This is a genomic window from Vreelandella mediterranea, assembly GCF_970647075.1.
In genome coordinates, this window is sequence record NZ_OZ310198.1 from 2227808 (window position 1) to 2250434 (window position 22627).

20 protein-coding genes are annotated in these 22627 nt (G+C 46.9%); all 20 read right to left on the minus strand.

The annotated features are described in order from the left end of the window. Positions 1-97: 97 nt before the first annotated feature. Entirely contained in the window at positions 98-1264 is a 1167-nt protein-coding gene (locus tag ACWFVE_RS10355; protein WP_447529191.1) for a nucleotide sugar dehydrogenase, read from the minus strand. Between the two features lie 16 nt (positions 1265-1280). Then, on the minus strand, positions 1281-2279 hold the full coding sequence (galE, locus tag ACWFVE_RS10360) for a UDP-glucose 4-epimerase GalE (protein WP_447529192.1): 999 nt from the start codon (positions 2277-2279) through the stop codon (positions 1281-1283). A gap of 25 nt (positions 2280-2304) precedes the next feature. Beyond that, on the minus strand, positions 2305-4743 hold the full coding sequence (locus tag ACWFVE_RS10365) for a Coenzyme F420 hydrogenase/dehydrogenase, beta subunit C-terminal domain (RefSeq protein WP_447529193.1): 2439 nt from the start codon (positions 4741-4743) through the stop codon (positions 2305-2307). A 266-nt stretch (positions 4744-5009) separates the two neighbouring features. Continuing rightward, entirely contained in the window at positions 5010-5915 is a 906-nt protein-coding gene (locus ACWFVE_RS10370) for a glycosyltransferase family 2 protein (RefSeq protein WP_447529194.1), read from the minus strand. 96 nt (positions 5916-6011) lie between these two features. Next, complete coding sequence (locus ACWFVE_RS10375) at positions 6012-7703, minus strand: glycosyltransferase family 2 protein (RefSeq protein WP_447529195.1); 1692 nt, start codon at positions 7701-7703, stop codon at positions 6012-6014. A 1-nt stretch (position 7704) separates the two neighbouring features. Next, positions 7705-8847, minus strand: coding sequence for a hypothetical protein (locus tag ACWFVE_RS10380; RefSeq protein WP_447529196.1), 1143 nt, complete (start codon positions 8845-8847; stop codon positions 7705-7707). A gap of 277 nt (positions 8848-9124) precedes the next feature. Next, positions 9125-9673: a dTDP-4-dehydrorhamnose 3,5-epimerase gene (rfbC, locus tag ACWFVE_RS10385; protein WP_447529197.1), complete on the minus strand. Its 549-nt coding sequence runs from the start codon at positions 9671-9673 to the stop codon at positions 9125-9127. Between the two features lie 115 nt (positions 9674-9788). Next, on the minus strand, positions 9789-10676 hold the full coding sequence (rfbA, locus tag ACWFVE_RS10390; protein ID WP_447529198.1) for a glucose-1-phosphate thymidylyltransferase RfbA: 888 nt from the start codon (positions 10674-10676) through the stop codon (positions 9789-9791). Positions 10677-10787: 111 nt separating this feature from the next. Next, the gene (gene rfbD / locus ACWFVE_RS10395; RefSeq protein WP_447529199.1) at positions 10788-11681 is read right to left on the minus strand and encodes a dTDP-4-dehydrorhamnose reductase; all 894 of its coding nucleotides are present in this window, start codon (positions 11679-11681) and stop codon (positions 10788-10790) included. A gap of 346 nt (positions 11682-12027) precedes the next feature. Then, positions 12028-12393 (minus strand): GxxExxY protein, encoded by a 366-nt coding sequence (locus tag ACWFVE_RS10400; protein ID WP_447529200.1) that lies wholly within the window; start codon positions 12391-12393, stop codon positions 12028-12030. Positions 12394-12479: 86 nt separating this feature from the next. Beyond that, on the minus strand, positions 12480-13643 hold the full coding sequence (rfbB, locus tag ACWFVE_RS10405) for a dTDP-glucose 4,6-dehydratase (RefSeq protein ID WP_447529201.1): 1164 nt from the start codon (positions 13641-13643) through the stop codon (positions 12480-12482). 18 nt (positions 13644-13661) lie between these two features. Further along, positions 13662-14579: an ABC transporter ATP-binding protein gene (locus ACWFVE_RS10410; RefSeq protein ID WP_447529202.1), complete on the minus strand. Its 918-nt coding sequence runs from the start codon at positions 14577-14579 to the stop codon at positions 13662-13664. 147 nt (positions 14580-14726) lie between these two features. Then, positions 14727-15077 (minus strand): four helix bundle protein, encoded by a 351-nt coding sequence (locus tag ACWFVE_RS10415; RefSeq protein ID WP_447529203.1) that lies wholly within the window; start codon positions 15075-15077, stop codon positions 14727-14729. Positions 15078-15132: 55 nt separating this feature from the next. Then, positions 15133-16521, minus strand: coding sequence for an MBL fold metallo-hydrolase (locus ACWFVE_RS10420; protein WP_447529204.1), 1389 nt, complete (start codon positions 16519-16521; stop codon positions 15133-15135). 164 nt (positions 16522-16685) lie between these two features. Beyond that, complete coding sequence (locus tag ACWFVE_RS10425) at positions 16686-17330, minus strand: hypothetical protein (RefSeq protein ID WP_447529205.1); 645 nt, start codon at positions 17328-17330, stop codon at positions 16686-16688. Between the two features lie 38 nt (positions 17331-17368). Continuing rightward, positions 17369-17635 carry a hypothetical protein gene (locus ACWFVE_RS10430; protein ID WP_447529206.1) on the minus strand — a complete coding sequence of 89 codons (267 nt, stop codon included), beginning with the start codon at positions 17633-17635 and terminating at the stop codon, positions 17369-17371. A gap of 556 nt (positions 17636-18191) precedes the next feature. Continuing rightward, positions 18192-19292 carry a chain-length determining protein gene (locus tag ACWFVE_RS10435; protein WP_447529207.1) on the minus strand — a complete coding sequence of 367 codons (1101 nt, stop codon included), beginning with the start codon at positions 19290-19292 and terminating at the stop codon, positions 18192-18194. Between the two features lie 3 nt (positions 19293-19295). Further along, on the minus strand, positions 19296-20105 hold the full coding sequence (locus ACWFVE_RS10440) for an ABC transporter permease (RefSeq protein WP_447529208.1): 810 nt from the start codon (positions 20103-20105) through the stop codon (positions 19296-19298). Positions 20106-20107: 2 nt separating this feature from the next. Beyond that, positions 20108-21892, minus strand: coding sequence for a polysaccharide biosynthesis/export family protein (locus tag ACWFVE_RS10445; protein ID WP_447529209.1), 1785 nt, complete (start codon positions 21890-21892; stop codon positions 20108-20110). Further along, a complete protein-coding gene (locus tag ACWFVE_RS10450; protein ID WP_447529210.1) occupies positions 21889-22296 on the minus strand; it encodes a DVU3141 family protein in 408 nt (135 codons plus the stop codon). The genes ACWFVE_RS10445 and ACWFVE_RS10450 overlap by 4 nt, the downstream gene beginning before the upstream one ends. Positions 22297-22627 lie beyond the last annotated feature (331 nt).

The window sequence follows — 22627 nt, forward strand, 5'->3', positions numbered from 1 at the left end:
GGTTTTCCCTGAGATCTGAACAATAATTCCGTTTAGTAGCTAACGCGAAAGGCACCCTATTTTGCGGATTAAAGCGTGATTTTCTATCAATTTTTAATCAATCCTGACCGAAAAGGTCGCGTGTGTAGACTTTTTCACGTACGTCGACGATCTCGTCGACCAGCCGATTGGCGATGATCACATCACAACGCGCTTTGAACACGTCCAGATCTTTAATGACTTCAGAATTGAAGAAATCAGTTTCTTCCAGCACGGGCTCATAGACGACGACTTCGACTCCCTTGGCCTTGATACGTTTCATCACCCCTTGCATGGCGCTAGCGCGGAAATTATCCGAACCCGACTTCATGATTAACCGATACACGCCCACTACCCTGGGATTGCGGTTCAACACAGACTGAGCGATGAAGTCCTTGCGCGTACGGTTGGCATCCACAATGGCGCTAATCAGGTTATTGGGCACATTTTCATAGTTGGCCAAAAGCTGCTTGGTGTCCTTGGGCAAGCAATAACCACCGTAACCAAAGCTGGGGTTGCGGTAGTGCGTGCCGATGCGCGGGTCGAGCCCTACCCCTTCGATGATCTGCTTGGCATCCAACCCGTGAGTTTCCGCGTAGGTATCTAGCTCGTTGAAGTAAGCCACGCGCATGGCAAGGTAGGTATTGGCGAATAGCTTGATTGCCTCGGCTTCGGTGCTATCGACAAACAGCGTGGGAATATCCTGCTTGACTGCGCCCGCCTTCAACAGCCCCGCGAAGCGTTCTGCGCGTTCAGAGCGCTCGCCCACCACGATACGTGAGGGGTGCAGGTTATCGTAAAGCGCCTTTCCTTCACGCAGGAATTCTGGAGAGAAAATAAGGTTTTGGGTGCCAAAGCGCTCGCTTGCCTCTTTGGTGTAACCTACCGGCACCGTGGATTTGATCACCATGACCGCCTTCGGATTGATGCGCATGACATCCTGAATGACCGATTCGACGCTGGAGGTATCGAAATAGTTGGTAACGGCGTCGTAGTTGGTAGGCGTGGCAATGATGACATAATCGGCATTGGCATAGGCCGATTCCTTGTCCAGCGTCGCCTTGAGGTTCAGCGTTTTATCACGGAAGAACGCTTCGATTTCAGCGTCTTCGATCGGCGATTGCCGAGCGTTGATCAGCTCTATCTTTTCGGACACTACATCTACTGCTACCACCTCCTGGTGCTGAGCTAGAAGCACAGCGTTGGAGAGGCCTACGTACCCCGTACCCGCAATGGCGACTTTCATGAACTCTATCATTACTTTATAACCCTGCTAAATTTTTTTCCCAAGACCAAGCATGCCGTATAATAGTTTCTAAGTCAGTTAAACTAGGCTTCCAACCAATTTCTATTTTTGCCATGGTAGCGTCTGCTACAAGTCTTGCTGGATCCCCTTCTCTTCGCGGCTTATCAACAACAAAAATTTCTTTATCATCCTCTGCTACGATTGCTCTAGCTGTTTCAATAACTTCCTGCACCGAAAAACCATCACCATTACCAAGATTATAAGCCGAAGCTCCTTTTTTTCTACCTGAAACCAAAGCAGTTGCAGCAAGTTCATGAGCTTGGCACAAATCCATTACATGCACATAATCCCGGATGCAAGTACCATCAGGAGTGTTATAATCACGGCCAAAAACACAAATATTTTCTTTTCTTCCGGATGCAGCTTGTAAAACTAGTGGTATAAGGTGAGTTTCAGGATCATGCTGTTCACCAATTTCGTTTTCGGGATCTGCTCCACAAGCGTTAAAATAGCGCAAAGATATAGAGTTCACACCATAAGCGTTAGAATAGTCCTTCAAAAGACCTTCAACTATAAGCTTACTCGTTCCATATGGATTAATGGGTGTTTGCTGATGATTTTCATCAATTGGTAAGTATAAAGGCTCACCAAATGTAGCAGCTGTAGACGAAAAAATTATATTTTTTACACCATGGGTTCTCATACAGTCCAGCAGGTTAAGAGTGCCAACTACGTTATTACGATAATACTTGGCTGGAGAAGACATGGATTCACCTACCAAACTTTTCGCTGCAAAATGCATTACGATATCAAAAATATCGACTTGAGACTCAAAAATTAAATTTAATTTATGCTGATCTAATAAATCACAATTAATATACGTTCGGCTTTTAGCTGAATTAACGTTACCAGTACTAAGGTTATCAATAACAGTTACCTTATGTCCAGAGCGAGCTAGAACTTTCCACATATGGGAACCAATGTATCCAAGCCCGCCCACTAATAGTACATTCATATTTAAAACTCGTTTAACAGTAAAGTTAAGACCAACCCTTAATTTCTTTCTCAAAAGCCTGAGATAACCATGAAAATGAAAACCTTCTCAGTTCATAAAGTTTTGACTCTATAGAGGTCCAATCAATAGGTTCATTGAGCAAATAAATACTGTCGTTTAGCTTGTCTTTTGTAACAATCCTATTTCCCAAACCCAATTTTGAAAATATCTGAAACCTAGAATTACCGCGCGATCCTTTTGGACAACATAAAAAAGGCTTATTAAAAATTACGGCCATGCAAGCTCCATGAAAAGAATCTGTAATAAGAAACTCTGATTGGGAAATACTTTTTACAAAATCTGAAAGGTCAGCATTATAGAAAAGGTCAAAACCTTCAAACTTTGAAACTCTATCCTTATTGATACCTGTTGTCAAAAACCTCAACTTTTCAAGACCTAATTTAATTTTTACCTCATTAGAAAATCCGAGAATATCAGAATCAGGATCTAATAAGTATCCTATAACAAAATTTTGAGTAAAACTAAAAGTCGATTTTTCGATCAATTCATCATAAAAACTACGAGGTGCCAAGAAAACTGGATCGAGAATCTGAGTTGAATTTAAACCAATGCTTTTTAATATATCGACACCAAGTTCTTCTCTTACGGAAAGATAATCAAAAGAACCCAACAAGTAGCTAACTATGTTAGCCTTCTCACCATCAAATGGAAGCTTTGCTTCATGCCCTCCAAAAGAGGTAGCAACAGAAATCTTTTTAACTGATTTATCACCACAGCCTAAAAATTCATACTCTGGATGAAAAGGGATCCATTTACCAGCCCAAAGCTGATCAGAAGCCATTACAAAAGTATCACAATGATGCCTCAGCTCGTTCAACTTTTCTACTGGCCTGTATTTTGTATAAGAAAAATATGTTTTAGTAATATTATAATTTTTCTGATTGGACTCATCTATTTTATCTTTTCCAGGTTTTCGTACTACTACAACGCTTAGCCCATTATATTCAATTAACTGATGAAGGCATAAAAAAGTCAACACACCACCTAAATTCGCTTGATTATGCCAACCAAACAAAGCCACATCATAATATTTTTTCTTATTTTTTACAGGGGGGTAGGAATGATCGTTTATATACTTATAAATATCAATTTCACGTTGCATTGGACCAGTAAACAGCTTCAAATCGGATGTTTCTAAAGCAGACCGAAAAGTTTCTAAGCTTAAACGTGACATTTTCTTTCTTTGTCTTACTAATTCGCCACGCATATCATTTGAACGCTCATAATCAGCTGAAACTCTTTTGATGGGTGCTTTAATATTATAAAAAGCGTCATCAGCTAGCCTAGAGCTTAACCCTATGCGTCGATGCCTTATACCGCCAGCCTGTGACTTTAAAGCATCTGCAATACTCAAATCATCTAAATTTAACTTCCCTAACTCATTTCCAGATTTAAGTAGTTCAGTTAACTCTGGATTTCTTGAAACGACAATATTAGTTCCTCGCCAATCATTAATATACCGAGGAAGCCAAGCATCGCCGAATACAATGTCTGCAGTCTCAGCAAAAACATCATCACAATAATTACAAGCGTTAGGCTGAAAGAAAGCATGTCCCCAATTACCGCCCATCAGTGATGATGTAGGTTTAGACACATGCTTAAGATCAGTAGAAGTAGCTATTAAATTGTATCGACTAGCTCTTTTATTAGGTATCTTGACTCGAAAATCGATTGACTGCAATTCCTCAGGCATAGCTCCTGCTTGCCAAGCCATAGATTGGGCGAAAAAAGCGCTTTTCATATGGCCACAAACTAATCCAAGAAAATACTTAATACAACTTTTTAACTCGGCATCATTTTGGGCCAATAGCCTAACTGATTTAATAAAGCAAGGAACGCCAATAATAGCATATCGAATATCAATATTTTCTCTTACTTTATCAAACACTTCACTCATAGTAGTAGAGTAATAAAAGCTCTTTCGCTTATCTCTAACCTGTTCAGCCGAATATGATATGCAATAATCGAAAAGGTCTTTACTCTTTTCAGAAGCACCAACGTGAATGACGGCATCAATTTTATTTTTATCAAATAACTCGGTAACCACCCAAGAAGTTAATCCCCCAGAGCTACTTCCCATTACATGTTTATCGTCTGCTTGGCGCCCAGCAAAAGCTGCATGATAATTACCAATTACAGGTTCATAAGGTAAATTTTTTGAATCCAGCTGAGGCGCTCCTAATTTATCTTCATTTTCAGACAGATCAGAAAATGGACAAACTGAATTTGCGGCAGCAAGATTAGTTTCATCAAGCTTATTAATATCGGAAAGATTAGCTGTATAAATACCATGCCGAGATTTTTCAATACCAACTTTTCCATTAGTGATAATTGAACATGCTCCACATCCAATACAAATATTTTTTTTAAGAACATCTTTAATAGTAAAATGTGATTTAGTCACAGTTATTTCATCCTTCAGATAAAAACATAGGGGCGAACCATCTAGCATCTCTGTAGCTATCTTATTTTTATAGTAAAAATTACTTTAATACAAAATATCCTTATTCATATAAACAATAATCTTATTGTTTAATGAAGATCACTTTGCGAAATAAAGCTTTCACCTTAAAAATAGCTATAATTTTTCTTAAGAGTAGTGCAGAAGCTCTTCACAACAAGTTAATAATTATTTCTTTAAAACTTAAAGCTATAATTTAAAAAATATATTTATCTATTTAGCTTAACAACAAAATCTCCATTCATCGCTTTTTCCATCCTTTCATTATCGAATACTATCATATTTCGATAAATATCCTTTAACCCTTCTTCACCTTGTTCTTGATATGCTTTTGATAAAATTTCCATTTGTTTATCTCTATGCCCACCTAAAATTCTGCAATATGCTGAACCTTCAATTCTACGAATTTGTTTTCTTTTAAAATCTTCAAATGTCATAGCATCAAAGTGCAAAAGACATAGCCCCTCAATTTTATGATTAATTCTTCTACCTGGTTCGGCTACTTTTGGGCCATGTATCGGAGGTCGAGATTTTAATGTAGCAACTCTAGAAAAGCTTTTACCTTCCGTATGCCCAAACAATCCATGCTTAGTTGTTTTTCCTAATTCTCCATATAAATCTATGATTAGGGGATGTGATTTACGGTTTATACCTTTTAAAGCCTTTTTAAAGTATACTGTGTCAAAGGCATTATCAGCACCGGGTTCCTCATTCAAATAAACCGCCTCAAGTGGAGGCATTAAAACTGAATCAACATCTTCAGGCACAGCAGCTAACTCAGACGCAACATCCATCCCTCTTGTAATATGGATTAACTCGTCCATATCAATATGAGTTGTCCAATCAGTCCATGTCCATCGATGCGAACGAGTCAAGTTCACCCTTTGTCTATCATCAACACCTTCTGGTCGTTTTCCTTTCCAGTAGTCGTCATCACATATTGTGTTCTTTACCCGCTGATCTTTATAAGGATATGCCATAGTAGGATCATCAAAAAACAAAAATATTCTACTTGCACCAAGCTCTAGATGATGTTCTACAACTTTATTAATGATATCTTGAGGTGCTCGCGCGGTACATACGACTGACCAGCTTCCATTATTATCTAAGCTCATAATAACTCCGTTTTACCAAGTTAAAGATTTTCAGAATATTGATAAAATGCACTATTGTATTTAATATATAAAATTTAAGGACTTTAGAAAAACTAATTATTTTCTAAGAGCCCAAGGTGTATCGCAATATGGATTTAAACTCCGCGTCGCTTCACTCATCCTTAGCCTAAACACGTCAAGTTGAGTTTTTAATGTCCTATCTTTTGAAGAGGATATTGTTTCTGGTGCGCATCTCATTAGATAAAGAGGTACATTTACAGCACCAATAGAATTTATACCATATTGTTTTTTAATGCGGTTAATGTATTCTGTATCTCCACGTGTACGAACATCAGCAAAACCGCCAACATTTATATATGTTTCTTTTTTGAATAAACTTGTTGCTGGACTTCTATCAAATTGAATAGGATTTACCTTATCAGGCACGTAATACATTTCCTCCGTAAACCGTGCCTGCATACACATTACCAGTTTTAATTTACTAGAAGACTTAAGCAAGGCAAGTTGTTCAGCTAATCTGTTAGGATGTGAAAAATCATCATCATCTTGAATTGCAAAATAATCACAACTGGGATTTTCCTCAATTGCTGTATTTCTTGAAATATACTGACCTCGATTAACACTATTTTTAATGAGTTTTATCCTATTATCATTAAGGCTCATCACTAGCGAAGCTATATTTTTTGAATTTTCTTCATAACTACAGTCATCTACTAAAATTAACTCAATGTTAGTATAAGTCTGTTGTAAAATAGATTTAACAGCAACTTCAAGCTTATTTATTTCTGGGTTATATGTTGTAATTAATACTCCTATTTTTTCTTTTAATTTATTATAAGTTTTTTGGGGTGGGGCTGCTAAAAGCTCTTGATAAAAATCATTTAAAGAATTTTGCTTAATAGCCATATCATTAAATGGAATGTTTTCTGAATCTAAACACATTTTTTGTATTTTAAACCAAATCAAGTAAGGCGGCGCCAAAGTGTATAAGCAGTACCTCACAGAAGTTTCAGAAATAACTTTAAGTTTGCTCAGCACATCAGGTAAGCAAACATAAGCTATTCTAGATGCTATTGAAACTATAGAAAAGATGCACACTTCATCTAAAGCTCTATCTTTTATAAAACTAATCAACATATTAGTTGGAAATTCAACAGAGCTCGAATCTAAAATATCTTCTCTTCGCAACAAAAAAGCCGTTTGTTTAATTAATCCTCCAGTACGACCTATTGATTTATTAAACAAATGGCAGTATAAAGAAAAGTACTCTTCTTCCGATAAATAATTTAAAATAAAACTTCTGGTATTTGGTTGACTGGCTAATTTTATTAAGAAGACACAAATTTCATCAGAATTCTCATATCTTTTATTTGATAAGATCAAAAGTAGAATTTCTTTTTGATCACTTTCTTGTAAGAAAAAAAACTTCCCCCAATCTGAAGCTACTACAAAGTCTAAAAGTTTCTGTTCCTTAGTACTTAAAAGACATTCTTTCATAAGTATGGCAAGATCGTCCTTCATATAAGCAATCTCGTGCGTCTGCGCGGTACTATATATTATTGACAATAATACTGATTTGATATCAACAGTTAAATTACTTTCCATTATTTTTTTTAAAAACCCTGCTCTTACAGTTAAATCATCTACTTCAAAAGAAAACTTATATAAAAAACTACAGTACTGCTCCTTTTTATCAATTAAATTATTATTTATGAATTCTTTCGCGATATCTAGATCAAGTATATAATCCCAACCGTAGGATTTTATTTTGGAATTTTTAATATTCATGTTAACGTGTCACCCAAGGAAAGCCTGATTCATCCAATTTCTGAATTAGTTCTCTTCTTTGATCTGCATGATCCGAAGCGTGACGTTTCCAAAGAGCATGCTCATCATGTCCATATTCTCTTCTAATATGGCCATTAAAAATACTTTTTTTATCAACTTGAGGAGGTACTACAGTATTAATATCACCATACATTTTCAAAGTTGTTGCTAACTGAATATCATCAAATGTTTTCTGAGTATTTCCATATCTAGATGCTTCAACCACATACTTTATCCATTCTTTCTTGAAGAAATAAGAATTACACACCCAATCGCAAAACTCATAAGTATTTACTGATAGATTTTCTATGCTTTTCCAAGCTTTCTCTTTCTTTTTAGGAGCTGCACGACGTCCTGATGGGCCGACTAGGGCATTAAATTTACGACTAGCAGCAAAGCAAGATTCAATCCAGCGAGATCCCGGTATCACATCATCATCAAAAACACATACATAACAGGAATCTACAAGATATCCAACAATCCATCTAAAGTATAATGAATTAATATCTGACCTAATTACTTTTAAGTTAAATTTTTGAATTATAAAGGGATCAATCTCGATGTGATTTTCGTTCTGAATAATTATAATACTATCAGGCGGTATCGATTGATTTTTGATTGCCATCAGCTGCTCAGGCAAATAATCCTGACGCTTGTAAAGCGTTATTATTGCTGTCCATCCAGTATCATCGTTTTTATAGATTATTTCAGCTAAATTTAGATTGAAAGAACCACTATCTAAATCTAGTTGTTGGCACCTTATAGCCATTGAATTAGCCACAAAACTTAGTTTTGGATTAATCGCTGCTAATTTATAGTATATTTTTTTTGCTAAGCTATATTCTCCCTTTTCGAATAGAGCATTTGCTGTGCGAAAAGAGATATCTTTGCTAACGATGTCTTTTTTACTTCCGTAGCCCACATTCCAAGCTGAATTTTCTACTTGCAGCTTTTTATGACTCTTAACATCGTATGTTTTCTTGAATTCTTTTTGAAGAGCCATCATTTGTTCGACAACTAATGAATTTTGTTCTCTAATTTTCCTATCTTCAACAGATTCAGAAGAAGAGTTTAATGATGGATCCAGTTTTAAGTTTTTTGACATGATCTTAGCCCTATGTCTTTTAACGATTATATAAGCACTTCGAGAAGTAATCAAAGAATGGCTTTTAATAAATATACGAAGCAAGCTATAATTTGCCAAATAAAAAGAAACAACACTTCAATATTTATCTATATGTTTCAAATATTATTTTTTACAAAATTTATATTTTATGTCAAATCTTACAACATAAAATACGAAAAATTAATTTATGCTTCATTGTACTTTTATTTTAGACTAACAACTTTAGTTTTAATTATTTTTTAATGTTAAAATTGATCTATTTGAAATATGGCGTTTTACTTAAAGTACACCCTCCCTTGTCTTTCGCAGAAAGAGTAGGGCCGTCTTCATTTTTAAGCGGCCACTCAATGGCTAAGCTCGGATCGTCCCAGCGTAGCGATACTTCGTCATCTGGAGCGTAGTAATTGGTACATTTATACTGAAACTCGGCTTCCTCACTCGTGACGTAAAACCCATGCGCAAAGCCAGGCGGTACCCAAAGCTGTTGCTTGTTTTCAGCACTTAGCGTGGCTCCCACCCACTGGCCAAACGTGGGTGAGCTTTTACGCATATCTACCGCTACATCGAATACTTCACCCTGGGTAACACGCACCAGCTTTCCTTGAGGATGATTTAACTGGTAATGAAGGCCGCGCAATGTACCTTGCGACGATTTGCTGTGGTTGTCCTGCACGAACTGATAGTTGCCACAGTTTTCTTCAAATTCATTTTGGCGGAAGGTTTCCATAAAGAAGCCGCGCTCGTCGCCGAATACTTTTGGCGTGAGCAGAACGACATCGGGAATGGCGAGTTTTTCGTAGTGCATGTTGGATCCTTTTTGGGCCACGGACACTCACTGAAAGCACGGAAAGAAAAATAAAGGGGGTGGACCTATCCGTGTTTTCCGTGCTTTCAGTGGCGAGTTGATTTCCGTGGCATGCTTACTTTTTCTTGAGCAGGCGCTGCAGGTATTGGCCGTATTGAGTCTTGGCCAGCGGTTTGGCAAGCCTTGCTAAACACTCATCGCTGATCCAGCCATTTTGCCAAGCGATTTCTTCCAGACAGGCTATTTTTAAGCCCTGGCGGTGCTCAATAGTCTGCACGTACTGGCTGGCTTCCAATAGGCTGTCGTGGGTGCCTGTGTCCAGCCACGCAAAGCCACGGCCCAGGCGTTCTACTCGCAGGTCACCCCGTTCGAGGTAGGCGTTATTGACACTGGTAATTTCGTACTCGCCTCGCTCGGAAGGCTCTACGCCCTTGGCGATCTCGATGACGTCATTGTCGTAGAAGTAAAGGCCCGTCACCGCGTAGGCAGACTTGGGCTTCTTGGGTTTTTCCTCGATGGAAATCGCTTTGCCCGCGTCGTCGAACTCGACCACCCCGAAACGCTCCGGGTCTTTGACCAGATAACCGAATATCGTAGCCCCACTGGGCTGTTCACTGGCCCGCTTGAGCTGCTCGGAAAAGTGTTGGCCGTGAAAGATATTGTCGCCCAGCACCAAACACACAGGGCTGTCCCCTATGAATTCCTCACCGATGATGAACGCTTGCGCCAAGCCATCCGGGGTGGGTTGTTCGGCGTACTCGAGCGTAAGGCCGAAATCTTCACCATTACCCAGCAGGTTTTCGTACTGGGGAAGGTCTTCCGGGGTGGAGATAATCAGAATCTCACGAATGCCTGCCAACATGAGTACCGAGATCGGGTAGTAGATCATCGGTTTGTCGTAAATCGGTAGCAGCTGTTTTGAAACGCCGCGGGTAATCGGGTGCAAGCGCGTGCCGGAACCGCCGGCCAGAATAATGCCTTTACGTTGCGTGCTTTGGCTCATGAAAAGCCTCTTCCTTAAGTGTTAGCCACGGACACACACTGAAAACACGGACAAGGTATAAAGCCCGGTGTTTGCTGTTCAGCTTTAGGTGCCGCTGTATTCCATGGCCGGTTAATTCTCGAGGTGCTCTTTTAGTGTCAGCGCTAGCTGGCTTTGCCAGTGCGGTAGTGTGACACCCAATGCGGCCTCAAGTTTAGTCAGGCTCATGCGTGAATTGAGCGGACGCTTTGCAGGCGTTGGGTAGTCTGCCGTGGGTATGCCGGCGGTGTTCTTGGGCTTAATCGTAAGCTCCTGCCCGGCCCTGGCGGCTTGGCTAAAGATTTCACAGGCAAAGCCGTGCCAGCTGGTTTCGCCGCGTGGGGCCAGGTGGTAGATGCCTTGCGGGATGTGAATGGTTATTGGTGAGTGGTGAGTGGTGAATGCTTGCGCGGTTACTTGGGCGATTAAGCGGGCGGGGGTAGGTGCGCCTATTTGATCGTTGACGATACTGAGCGTCTCGCGCTCCTTGCCCAAGCGTAGCATGGTGTTCATGAAGTTGTTGCCGCGGGCGGCGTATACCCAGCTGGTGCGAAAAATCAGATGATTGGCGCCGCTCTCAGTAATTGCGTTATCCCCTTCCAGCTTGGTTTGGCCGTAGATACTCAAAGGGCCGGTGGGGCTGTCTTCCTGCCAAGGGCTTTCGCCATTACCGGGGTACACGTAATCGCTCGAGTAGTGCACCAGGGTAATACCGTTTTGGGCGGCGTATTGGGCCAGCTGCGCGGGTAGTTCCGCATTCAAGCGCTTGGCTTGCTCGGGTTCGCTTTCGGCATTATCAACGCCGGTATAGGCGGCGGCGTTGAGGATCAGCGCGGGTTTGTGCTCAGCCAGGTATGCATCAACTGCATGAGAGTTGGTCAGGTCGAGCTGCTGGCGTGTAGGGGCGAGGACGTTACCGAACAGCGCGAATTGGCGCTGGAGTTCGAAACCGACCTGGCCATTGCCGCCGGTAATGAGGATGTTCATGGGGAACCCTTTTTTGCCACGGAATTTCACGGAAAACACGGAAGAAGAACATTGAATAGTCCGTATTTTCCGTGAGTGTCTGTGGCTAATCAAATGTCATGGCACTCTCATTTCACCACGGAATTTCACGGAAAACACGGAAGAAGAGCATTGAATAGTCCGTGTTTTTCGTGAGTGTCCGTGGCTAATCAAATGTCATGGCACTGTCATTTCACCACGGAATTTCACGGAAAACACAGAAGAAGAGCATTGAATAGTCCGTGTTTTCCGTGAGTGTCCGTGGCTAATCAAATGTCATGGCGCACTCATTTCACCACGGAATTTCACGGAAGACACGGATCAAAAATTAAACGACGATGCGCTTGATCCATGCTTTTGGGTAGGTGAAATTGACTAGTAAGCCTACCGGTAAGCCTGTTGCTCGTAGGTAGTTGATTAACTGCGCCTCGGCCAAAGGTGACAACTGTGCTTGAGCCTTGAGCTCGAGAACTACGCGGTTCTCAACCACGAGATCGAGCCGGTGTGCGCCTACCAAATGATCTTTATAGTAAATATTCGCCGGTGATTCAGCTTGTACGTCGAGCCCTGCGCTTTGCAGTTCGATCGCCAGTGCTTTCTGATAAACGCTTTCCAAAAAACCAGGGCCTAGCTGTTTGGATACTTCAAAAATGGCCCCTCTTATTCTGTAGGTAAGCGCTTCTTCCGTTAGCATATGGCCTCACCTCTTCTCTAGATCGCGTAGCGGTTTTTCGAACGCTTTTTATCCGTGTTTTCCGTGAGTGTCCGCGGCGAATCTACTCATAAGCTACCCAAGCGCTCGCCCTGGTAGCTGCAGTCTTGTACGCGTTTCCACCATGTTTCGTTATCCAGATACCACTGTACGGTTTTGCGCAGGCCCGTCTCAAAAGTTTCTTGCGGCACCCAGCCTAGCTCGCGTTCGATTTTGCTGGCATCGATGGCGTAGCGTAGGTCGTGGCCCGGGCGGTCGGTGACGAAGGTGATGAGTCTTTTGTGTGAATCGTGATTTGTGAATGGTGAGTGGTGAGTGGTGAGTGGTGAGTCGTGGATGCTCGCGTCTTCCTTTGGGGGCATTAGTTCATCCAGGATTTCACAGATGGTTTCTACTACGTGCAGGTTTGTTTGCTCGTTGTGGCCACCGATGTTGTAGGTTTCACCTACTTGACCTTCGGTTGCGACCTTGATGAGTGCACGGGCGTGGTCTTCGACGTACAGCCAGTCGCGGACCTGCTGGCCGTCGCCGTAAACCGGTAGCGGTTTGCCGGCCAGGGCGTTGAGGATTATCAACGGAATTAGTTTTTCAGGAAAATGATACGGGCCGTAGTTGTTGGAGCAGTTAGTGATCAGTGTGGGCAGGCCAAACGTACGCTGCCATGCGCGTACCATGTGGTCTGAACTGGCTTTGCTGGCGGAATAGGGGGAGCTGGGCGCGTAGGGGGTTTGCTCAGTGAATAGTGAATGGTGAGAGGTAAATGGTGTACCCGTAATTTCCTCACCCTTTGAGCCTGGTTCGGCAAGATCACCATATACTTCATCAGTGCTTATATGGTGGAACCGGAAGTCTTCCTTACGCTCGCCTTCCAACGTGTTCCAGTAGCTGCGCGCGGCTTCCAGCAGTACGGTGGTGCCGACCACGTTGGTTTGGATGAATTCCGCCGGGCCATCTATCGAGCGGTCCACGTGGCTCTCGGCGGCCAGGTGCATCACGACATCGGGCTGATGGGTTTCGAACAAGCGGCGCATAGCGGGGGCATCGCAAATATCGGCCTGCTCGAAGGTGTAACGCTCGCTGTTCGCTATGTGCCCTAGAGATTCCAGGTTACCCGCGTAGGTCAACTTATCGACATTCACTACATGGTGCGCGCTGTTTTGAATCAGCTCACGCACTACGGCAGAGCCAATAAAGCCGGCACCGCCGGTAATCAAAAACGTCTTGGTTTTCATAAACTCTCTGGCCAGGTATCAGGCGCGTTTTTTCTTCTTCGATTGGCGCTCGTTTTCTTCCAACGCCTCCAGGTGCAGGCGTACGTCTCGCGCGGTTTTGCCCGCGGTGCTGACTTCCTGCTTGGCCGCTATAATTTGTTCAGCCGGTGCGCCCTGCTCTTGTAGCTCACTTAGCGTTTCCTGTGCGCCCTTCAATATCAGGTGGCTCTCGGCCAGGTAGTGGCGCGTGCCAATAACATCCTTGGGGAATTCGCTTTCGCCCGCCGCTTTTTTGGCGTCTACATCCGCGTGGTAGGCGGCTATCGCTTCTTTGATGTCGTCATACCAGTAGGCGCTTCCCCCCTTGAGGTAAAGGCCGGCTTTACACAGGTCAGTCAGGATACCTTCGCTGTGAGACACCATAATGAGCGAGGCTTCGCCTACCTTGGACTGAAACAGCTTTTTGGCTTTGTCCTTGAAGGCGCGGTCGCCCACGGCGGTGGCTTCATCGGAAATGTATACGTCGAAATCGAAGGCGAACGATAGCCCAAACGATATGCGCGAGCGCATACCGGATGAATAAGTTCGAATAGGCTCATCGAACGCGGCGCCTATTTCGGCGAAGTCTTCGACGAAATCGATAATCTGCTGTACTTCCTGATTCGTACTGCCCTGTACGCGTGCCACGAACTTCACGTTTTGCCGGCCAGTCATGCTGCCTTGCATACCGCCGGAAAGCCCGACCGGCCAGGAAACGCGGCTATGGCGAATGACCTCGCCCCGCTCGGGCTTGTCCATACCGGCGATCAGACGCAAAAGCGTCGATTTACCCGCGCCGTTGGCACCGATCAACCCCACGCTTACGCCGGTGGGTATCGTGACGTTGATGTCCCTGAGTACCCAGTCGCTGCCGTGGTGGTTGTGGTAGCGCTTGTAGAGGTTTTTGATTTCGATCATTTGTTTGTGAATGGTGAGTAGTGAGTGGTGAGTCGTGAGTCGTGAGTCGTGAGTCGTGAGTCGTGAGTCGTGAGTCGTGAGTCGTGAGTCGTGAGTCGTGAGTCGTGAGTCGTGAGTCGTGAGTCGTGAGTCGTGAGTCGTGAGGGATTATCGGCTCTGCAAATTTCGAATCAACCCACCTAATAAACCTGAAACTCTATGAATTAGCTCGACTACCTGCGTTACGTCTTCAAGGTATCCAAGTCGCAGGGAAATTAGCAGCTGTGTCTCAATCTCACTTAGTGAGCCGCGTGCAATGAATAAAAACCGAATAAAATCTTTCGAGCTGCCCCTGGCCGCGCCTTCAGCAATATTACTGGGAATAGAAACTGCGGCACGACGTAGCTGACTTGTTAGTCCGAATTTCTCATTGGAGGGAAACTTGGCTGTTAATCTATAGACTTCTTCTACCAGGTCCATGGCTTGCTGCCAAACCCTCAACTCCTGATGCTTACGCATACCAACTCACCATTTACCGTTCTCGATTCACCACTCACCACTCACGATTTACGACTTACGCCCTTACACTCACCGACCGCCCCTTACGCTTATACATGGCTTCGAGTTCTTTCTTGAGTGCTTCGCGGGCGCTTTGTTCGCCGTGTACCAGGTGAATGGTGTGGGGCCAGCGGCGCATGCGTTTTACGAAATCGAGCAGGTTCTTTTGGTCCGCGTGGGCGGAGTAGCCGCTAATAGAAGTAACGCCTGCGTTTATGTCGATACGCTGGCCGTCTATCTCCACCCAGCCGCCCTTGGGGCCGTATTCCTGAATGGTGCGGCCAGGGGTGCCGGCGCCTTGGTAGCCTACGAACAGTACCTGATGGCGGGCATCGCCTAGCATGGCTTTTAGGTAATTCATGATGCGCCCGCCCGCGCACATGCCGCTGGCGGCGATGACCACGGCGGGCCTGCCGCTTTTGGCCAGGTACTCTACGGTTTGCAGGTGTTCTTCGTGAGAATCGACCGTGTAGAGGTTGGCGAAGTTTAGCGGGTGGCGCCCGCCTTTCAGGCGCTTTTGGGCTTCATCGTCCCAGTAGGGTTTGAGCTCGCGGTACACCTTCGTGAAGCGGGCGGCGAGTGGGGAATCGACGATGATTCCCAGGTCTTTCCACTGGGGCTTATGAGCATCGAAAATGATGCTTTCGAGCTCGTACAAAAGCTCTTGGGTACGGCCAATGCTGAACGCGGGCACCATGACCGTGCCATCGTTTTGTAGCGCTTGGGTGATGGCACTTTTGAGCACCGCACGCCGATTTTCGCGATTGGGGTGGGTGCGGTTGCCGTAGGTGCTTTCGAGTACCAGATGGTTACAGCCGTGGGGCGATTTGGGCGCAGGGAGTAGCGGCGCGTGGGGGGCGCCCAAGTCGCCAGAGAACACGACTCGCTCTTTTTGCTGACTGGAGAGGTCCTGATGGCTTACTTCTACGTAGCTCGAGCCCAGTATGTGCCCTGCCCGCTTTAGCTTTATGCGGGTATTGGCGTTTTCATCTGCTACTACCGTGTGCCACTTGCCGTAGGCCACGCTTACAATTTGGGATTCGAGCTGTGCCTGGAAGCGCTCGATCAGTTGGGCATCGCGGGTGAAGCCTATTTTAAGCGCGTCTTCGATCACCAGCGGTAGCAGTTTAGCCGTGGGTTTCGAGCAAATAATGGGGCCTTTGAAGCCCGCCGCCAGCAAGTAAGGCAGCCGCCCTACGTGGTCGATATGTACGTGGGTAATGATGAGTGCTCGTACCGTGGATATATCGAACTCGATTTGTAGCTGCTCGAACGAATCTTCACGGGCATCCTCGCCCTGGAACAGGCCGCAGTCTATTAGCAGCGAGTTTTCACTGTTCACTATTAGCTGGTGGCAGCTGCCGGTGACGCCCTGGGCGCCGCCGTGGTGTGTGATGTCGAGCATTGAGGTCCTTTTCGTGCTTTCTTTCAGGGTTGTAACGTGTAGGCGTATGATAGCGATATCAAAGCGGCTCTCGCCGCCCTTTGCAGGTGTCTCATTTGCTTGTTGCTCGCTCTTTCTTTATGCCGCACCACGGGGTAATGGCCCCGATTTATTGTTACACCTTATTATGAGGGACGCGCAAACCTCACTTTAGACCGGTCCCATTTTTTAAGCACTGACTCCACAAACCAGCTTGAATCAATTTTTTCAAATTCGCTTTCGTAGATATCCAGAAAACCATCAGGTGTCGCCTCTGCAAAATGAAGATGCCTTTCACTTGAATTATCAAAAAAGTAGGCTCTTCGACATTTCACAACCATTTCATACAAAAGTGACAAACTTGCTTGATAACGACTTGTTATTTTATCTGAAGGGACATCGTGCCCTCCGCTAGAAACCCTTTGTGCAACACGCGCTTGATTAATTTCAGGGCTAGAGGTGCAAATATAATAAAGGTAGGGTTCGAATCCTAAATCAAGTGCCTTTTCTACGAAGTTTAGATGGCTACTATGGCTCATAACGGATTCGTAGGTAAGAGAAAGGCCAGATTCCAGCCAGTCTTCTCTTAGGCCTATGGCAATCGCTTGGGCAGATATCGCAGCAAAGTAAGCTTCAAAATCCTTGGCAAACTGATTTGAGGAGGCATCATCATGAGAAATTGCGGTTGATGTTCTTTCTAACACGCTATTTAGCTGAATGTGCTTAGCAATGTCATCAGGATTTAAATACTGCCCCAGTGGTATTTTTTTACTAAGCAAAAATTGAGTCAAGGTAGTTTTACCCGAGCCATTCGGGCCAGCAATTAGCCTTAACCTTGGCACAAATACTCCCTAAGGTTGAAAGGCTGTGTTTCTTTTAATTTTTTAAGCTGTTTGACCTGATGATCGGGCGTCTCTTCAACTAAATAGCCATCACGTTCATATACAACAGAGACGCCTGCTGCCAGGGTTTTTCGAATAGCCGCACTAGAGGATTCGCTCGCAAACCGCATGAGTGAGCGGGTGTCTTGCATTGGATCTTTCCTCTTCACCTTGCGCACAACCACTAGCTTTTCGGGGTTCGATTTTACACTCATGATTTTTCCATCTCAGCAAAGACTATGAAACCTTAGATCTATTATAGACCGTGTGGTTTCGAAGCAAGCAGGCTTTAGCCAGCGATTTGTTGAACGGGGCTCCGTTAGCAAGGGAAGGCTGACGCCTTCCATCGCCGGATGAATCCAGCTCCTACGGGGGTGGGTGGGCCACTGCTTGGACGTAGGAGCAGGTTTTAGCAGCAATTGGGTGTATGTGGCGCCGCTAGCTTGGGAAGGCTTTGCCTTCCATCGCCCGATGAATCCAGCTCCTGCGGGGGTGGCAGGATCACCTTTTGGCCGTATGAGCGGGCTTTAGCCGGCGATTTCTCTGCGGTGGCACCGTGGCCTGGGGAAGGCTTTCGCCTTCCATCGCCGGATGAATCCGGCTCCTACGGGGGTGGCGGGATTACCTTCTGACCGTGGGAGGATGCTTTAGCCGCCGCCTGGCAGGTGCCTCGTTGTTGCTCGTTACGCCGCGCTACGGTATATGCACGTGTTTACGATTCACCACTTACTATTCACCACTTACTATTCACTACTTACTACCTACTCACCCCTAATCACGGTGGTCCTTCACGATCATGATGATCATGCTGAGGATGAACGCGAGGAAGATAGTGATGATGGCGAATACCGTGCTGTTGTAGAGCCGGTTGGGCGATACCGGGTATTCCGGTAGTAGCGGGCTTTGCAGCACGCTGACCTGCTTGAGCTGGCGGGCGGCTTCCAAGCGGGTGTTTTCGAGGGCGGCCAGGGCGCTCGAGTAGGTTTCCTGGGCGAACTGGGCTTGCAGCTCCAGGGTTTCGTACTCGGCGGAAACGCGGTTCAGCGCGCCGCCGGCGGCCTGGGCCAGGCGTTCGCTTTGCTCGCTGATTTGGTCGCGCAGCGCGGTAATGTTGCGCTCGACCTGCCGGAGCTCGGCAGATTGGGAGCTCTGGAAGCTGGCCAAAGCATCGCGCTGGGCTTGCAGGCGTGCCAGGTCCCCTTCCAGCGTGGCCACAACTTGGTTCAGGCTTTCTACCGTGGCCGTGGGGGATATCAAACCGTACTCGTTTTGAAACTCGAGAAGTTCGCTACGGGTTTCACGAAAACGCTCTTCAAGACGCACCATTTGCTGCTCCAGAAAGCGCACCTGCTCTTGTGCCAGGCGGTGGCCCATGGCGTTCATGTGATCCTCACCGGCCTCCAGCAGCATGGTGGTCATTTGCTGGGCGAACTCGGGCGTATAGCCCTCTACCTCTATATTGAGCACGCCGGCATACTCGTCCATCTCGATCTCGACCCGGCGTTGATAGTAGGCGTGCAGGTCTTCGATGGGTGCATCGGCATGCCAAAGCTTTGCGAAAATATCGCCGTGGGTGCTGTAGTGTTCGCGAAAGCCAAGTTCCTGGTCCAGATTGCGCAGCATATCGACTGACAACAAGTGCTCGCGTAGTAGCAATAAATCGTGCGTATTGCCGCCCCCGCCGCCCCCCATGAGTGAGGCAAAGCTTATTTCTGGGGCGGCCACTTGGGGGCTTTCCAGCACTACCGTTGCGCGGGAGACGTAGCGGTCCTGGGCCCACACAAACCAATAAAACGTGACCAAGACGATGGCAATGAGCGCTAGTGCCCAGTGGGGCGACTCTTTTACAAAACGAGAGAGAGAACCTTGCATGAATTAGCTTGCCTTTAACCGGTCAACAAAGCGCAGGTGCATGATGAGCCCTACCGTAATAAGCGAAAGCGTGAAAAACCAGAAGTAGAGCATGCTGGTGCCGTGCACTACCTTGTAGTTGTCGAAAAAGCCCAAACGGAGCGTTTCGAGGCCGTGGGGGATGGGATTGAGCATCAAATATTCCAACAGCCAATGGGGTAAGCTGTTGAGCGGTATAATAACGCCAGAGATAATCAGTAGCGGCAAAGTAATCATGTTGATCACCTTACCGACCTCTGGTACCAAGGTAGCTGATACAGATGCAACCAGCCCTAAACCTAGACCTAAAAACCAAAGAGATATCCAAGCCGCCATGACACGAATGGCATTATCCGGGTACATATCCAGCCCCAGCATTAGCCCGCCCACTATGAATATCAAGAATACAAAAGAGCGCAGCATGCCTTCCAAAAAATTACGCGTGAATACGGCATCGACAGGCTGCACTTGTCGATAGGCAAAAAGTGCTTTGTTGCTATTAACGGCGCCCATGCCGCGCGCAAGGCCCTCTCGTACCAAGTAGAATCCCATTAGGCCTGCAATTAGCCAAGGGATAAATTCAGCGTTAGCTACTAGCTGGCTACCTCGAATAAAGCTACGTATAGCCACCATAATACCGACGACCGCCACCGGCTCGAAGATCATCCAGAACCAGCCCATGCGGTCAGACATGGTGCGCGAGATGGCCTCGCGCATGAACATGGCGTACCACACACTGCGGGTTACCTGCCACGGCGTGCGGGCGCCGCGGCGTGCCGTTGGGTTATCGGCCATGGTTAAAGATCGACCGCGACGCGCGTGGCCACGGCTACCTGGTAGAGAATTTGTGTCAAGGTAGCGGCTAGCTGCAGGTTGTGCGTTGGCGCGGCGGGCATAACGAGAATTTCATCACCCGCACGCAGGTTGACCTTGCGCGCATTTTCTACCGCGCCGTTTTGGCGGACGATCAGGATATGGTCGTCGTCGGCACGGTTGGTAAAGCCGCCGGCGCTTTCGATATAGTCGATTACGTTCATGCCGGGGCGATAAACGGCGGCCTGAGGCACCAGTACCTCACCACTGACCAGCAGAGAATCACTGATTTCGGGGATGGTGATGACATCGCCATCCTGGAGGCGAATATCCGAGATTTTGCCATCATACGCCACGACCATACGACCGCTTGGCTCCAGCTCGCGTGCACGCTCGACAAAGTTTTGAATGAGCTCCGCTTCCTGGGCGCGTACCTGGGCTTCTTCGTTAGTGCTCGAGGGGGCGCTTAGGTAAGTCGTTTCCAGCCGGCGCAGGCTATCTTCCATGGATTGGCGTTGCTGCTCTTTTACACTTTCACGCTGAATAGAGACACTTTCAACCGCCGTCATGCGCTCGGGTACGGCCACGGCGTCCAGGAGTTCACTTAACCGTGCATTACGCGGCAACGCATAGCGTGAGGGGCCGTAGTAGCTACCTTCTAACTCGACCACGATCGTCTCGCTGCGCTGGTCGGCGCTAAAGGTAACTTCATCGCCGCTGCGCACGGTTTGACTCGAGAACTGGCCCAGCGGAAAGTACTGGGCGATGGGGCCGCTAGGGCGGTCGCCACGAAGCAGTACGTGGGAAACCCCGCTTCTTAGCCGCGCCAGGTTGACAAGTTCATCCCCGCTTAGGGTGTTACCGGTCAGTTCGTAGCGCAGCTCGCGGTGTACGTCTCCCACTACGGCAATCGCCGGGCCACGCTCTTCAACCACGATCGTGTCGCCGTCCTGGAACTGCGGGCGGGGGATGGTGCCGTTGATGAGAAAGTCATAAAGGTCGACGGTGGCGATCTGGCTGCCATCACGCATCACGCGAAGCTGACGGTAGCTACCCAGGTCCTGGTCGATACCGCCGGCTTGGTCCAGAAAGTACAAAAGCGAATCATCCGGCGTACCGGCATAGCGTCCGGGGTTTTCCACGTAGCCGGTAACATACACCGCCACAGGCTGTACGCCCTGCAGATTGGTATAGACTTCGACGTTATCCGGGTACACCGAGGTAATCGCCTGGCGTACGGTGTTATCCACCTGCTGGCTGCTCAGGCCTTCCACATTGATAGGGCCAGAACCGGGGATGAAGATATTGCCCTGGGCGTCCACGGGCAGAGAGCGGTCCAACTCGATCGCCCCCCAGGCACGTACGGTAACCTGGTCGCCAGGCTTGATGCGATAGTCAGCATTCATGCCATCGCCTATCGCGCCGCGAAAGCCGCCGGTAAACAGGTTGAAACCAAACGGCGGGAGTAGGTCCGGGTTTCTGGGTTGATTTCTGGGCAACGGGCCATAGGTGCCGCTTCGCCAGTCGGCGCGGGGCGCATCTTCTACTTGCTGCTGCCCCTGGGCCGCCTGCCCCCCTTGGCCTTGCCCCTGGCCCTGGCGCTGGCTTTGGCTTGAAGACTGGCCGCTGCGTTGGTTGGAGAGCGTATTGTCGGGCAGGCTCAACACCTGGGCCTGGGCGGTCGTTCCCAAGGCCATCAAACAGCTCAACGAAACGGCAGCAAGCGTTTTGGTAACGCTCAGGCGTTTATGAAAGGTAAATACGTTCATTGCAACCGCCCTTCTACCGTTTGTGTGACGACACGCTGATTGACCCAGCCCTGGGGCGTTTTACATGCCAGCGCCCGGCGGTTTTCACCTTGCGTGGCTATAATTTGCAGGCGTCGGCATTCGCGCCCGCTTGCCGCCAGGTACGGCTGGTCGGCGACGATTTCAACGTTGTTACCCCAGGGGCTGCTAACTGCACTGACGACACCCCCGGCGGGCGACTGCTCTAAAAAGCCATTGATGGTGTCGTTGTTGATGGCTTGGGCACTGTCGTTGTTCAGCGCGTACTGAAGCTGCGATTCGCTACCCGAGGGGTAACGGGTGGCACACCCGCTCAACAAAGCCAGGCTAACGGCGGTGAGCAGCAAGCGCACGGATACCGTTTGGATACGTGGGGTATAGATCATTTTGATTCCCAGAAAAAAGGCACGCTACCGCCCGGGGATTAAACCGGGCGCTTTCCCTTGCCCTACACTTTACTATGTAAAAACGTGGGGTGCGCTATCGCAGCGCCGTAAAATAGACGGCCATTGTATGTGATTCCTCTTTAGCGCTCCACCTCAACAAATCTTTTACAAATTCCACGCTTAAAACGTTTATTCACTATATGTTGTTTTATTGATACAAAAAAAGCCGACCTTTCACCGGGCCGGCTTTAAAGCGAAGGTGGCTTAAGCGCTCGCGTTAAAAGAGCTAGCGCCCACCTGCGATCCAGTAAACGTCGTCAGAGGGTGCACG

Excerpts from the sequence above, each read along its gene's own strand:
- ACWFVE_RS10355 (WP_447529191.1), bottom strand. The coding sequence starts at position 1,264 with ATGAAAGTCGCCATTGCGGGTACGGGGTACGTAGGCCTCTCCAACGCT.
- galE (WP_447529192.1), bottom strand. The coding sequence starts at position 2,279 with ATGAATGTACTATTAGTGGGCGGGCTTGGATACATTGGTTCCCATATG.
- ACWFVE_RS10370 (WP_447529194.1), bottom strand. The coding sequence starts at position 5,915 with ATGAGCTTAGATAATAATGGAAGCTGGTCAGTCGTATGTACCGCGCGA.
- ACWFVE_RS10375 (WP_447529195.1), bottom strand. The coding sequence starts at position 7,703 with ATGAATATTAAAAATTCCAAAATAAAATCCTACGGTTGGGATTATATA.
- ACWFVE_RS10380 (WP_447529196.1), bottom strand. The coding sequence starts at position 8,847 with ATGTCAAAAAACTTAAAACTGGATCCATCATTAAACTCTTCTTCTGAA.
- rfbC (WP_447529197.1), bottom strand. The coding sequence starts at position 9,673 with ATGCACTACGAAAAACTCGCCATTCCCGATGTCGTTCTGCTCACGCCA.
- rfbA (WP_447529198.1), bottom strand. The coding sequence starts at position 10,676 with ATGAGCCAAAGCACGCAACGTAAAGGCATTATTCTGGCCGGCGGTTCC.
- rfbD (WP_447529199.1), bottom strand. The coding sequence starts at position 11,681 with ATGAACATCCTCATTACCGGCGGCAATGGCCAGGTCGGTTTCGAACTC.
- ACWFVE_RS10400 (WP_447529200.1), bottom strand. The coding sequence starts at position 12,393 with ATGCTAACGGAAGAAGCGCTTACCTACAGAATAAGAGGGGCCATTTTT.
- rfbB (WP_447529201.1), bottom strand. The coding sequence starts at position 13,643 with ATGAAAACCAAGACGTTTTTGATTACCGGCGGTGCCGGCTTTATTGGC.
- ACWFVE_RS10410 (WP_447529202.1), bottom strand. The coding sequence starts at position 14,579 with ATGATCGAAATCAAAAACCTCTACAAGCGCTACCACAACCACCACGGC.
- ACWFVE_RS10415 (WP_447529203.1), bottom strand. The coding sequence starts at position 15,077 with ATGCGTAAGCATCAGGAGTTGAGGGTTTGGCAGCAAGCCATGGACCTG.
- ACWFVE_RS10420 (WP_447529204.1), bottom strand. The coding sequence starts at position 16,521 with ATGCTCGACATCACACACCACGGCGGCGCCCAGGGCGTCACCGGCAGC.
- ACWFVE_RS10430 (WP_447529206.1), bottom strand. The coding sequence starts at position 17,635 with ATGAGTGTAAAATCGAACCCCGAAAAGCTAGTGGTTGTGCGCAAGGTG.
- ACWFVE_RS10435 (WP_447529207.1), bottom strand. The coding sequence starts at position 19,292 with ATGCAAGGTTCTCTCTCTCGTTTTGTAAAAGAGTCGCCCCACTGGGCA.
- ACWFVE_RS10440 (WP_447529208.1), bottom strand. The coding sequence starts at position 20,105 with ATGGCCGATAACCCAACGGCACGCCGCGGCGCCCGCACGCCGTGGCAG.
- ACWFVE_RS10445 (WP_447529209.1), bottom strand. The coding sequence starts at position 21,892 with ATGAACGTATTTACCTTTCATAAACGCCTGAGCGTTACCAAAACGCTT.
- ACWFVE_RS10450 (WP_447529210.1), bottom strand. The coding sequence starts at position 22,296 with ATGATCTATACCCCACGTATCCAAACGGTATCCGTGCGCTTGCTGCTC.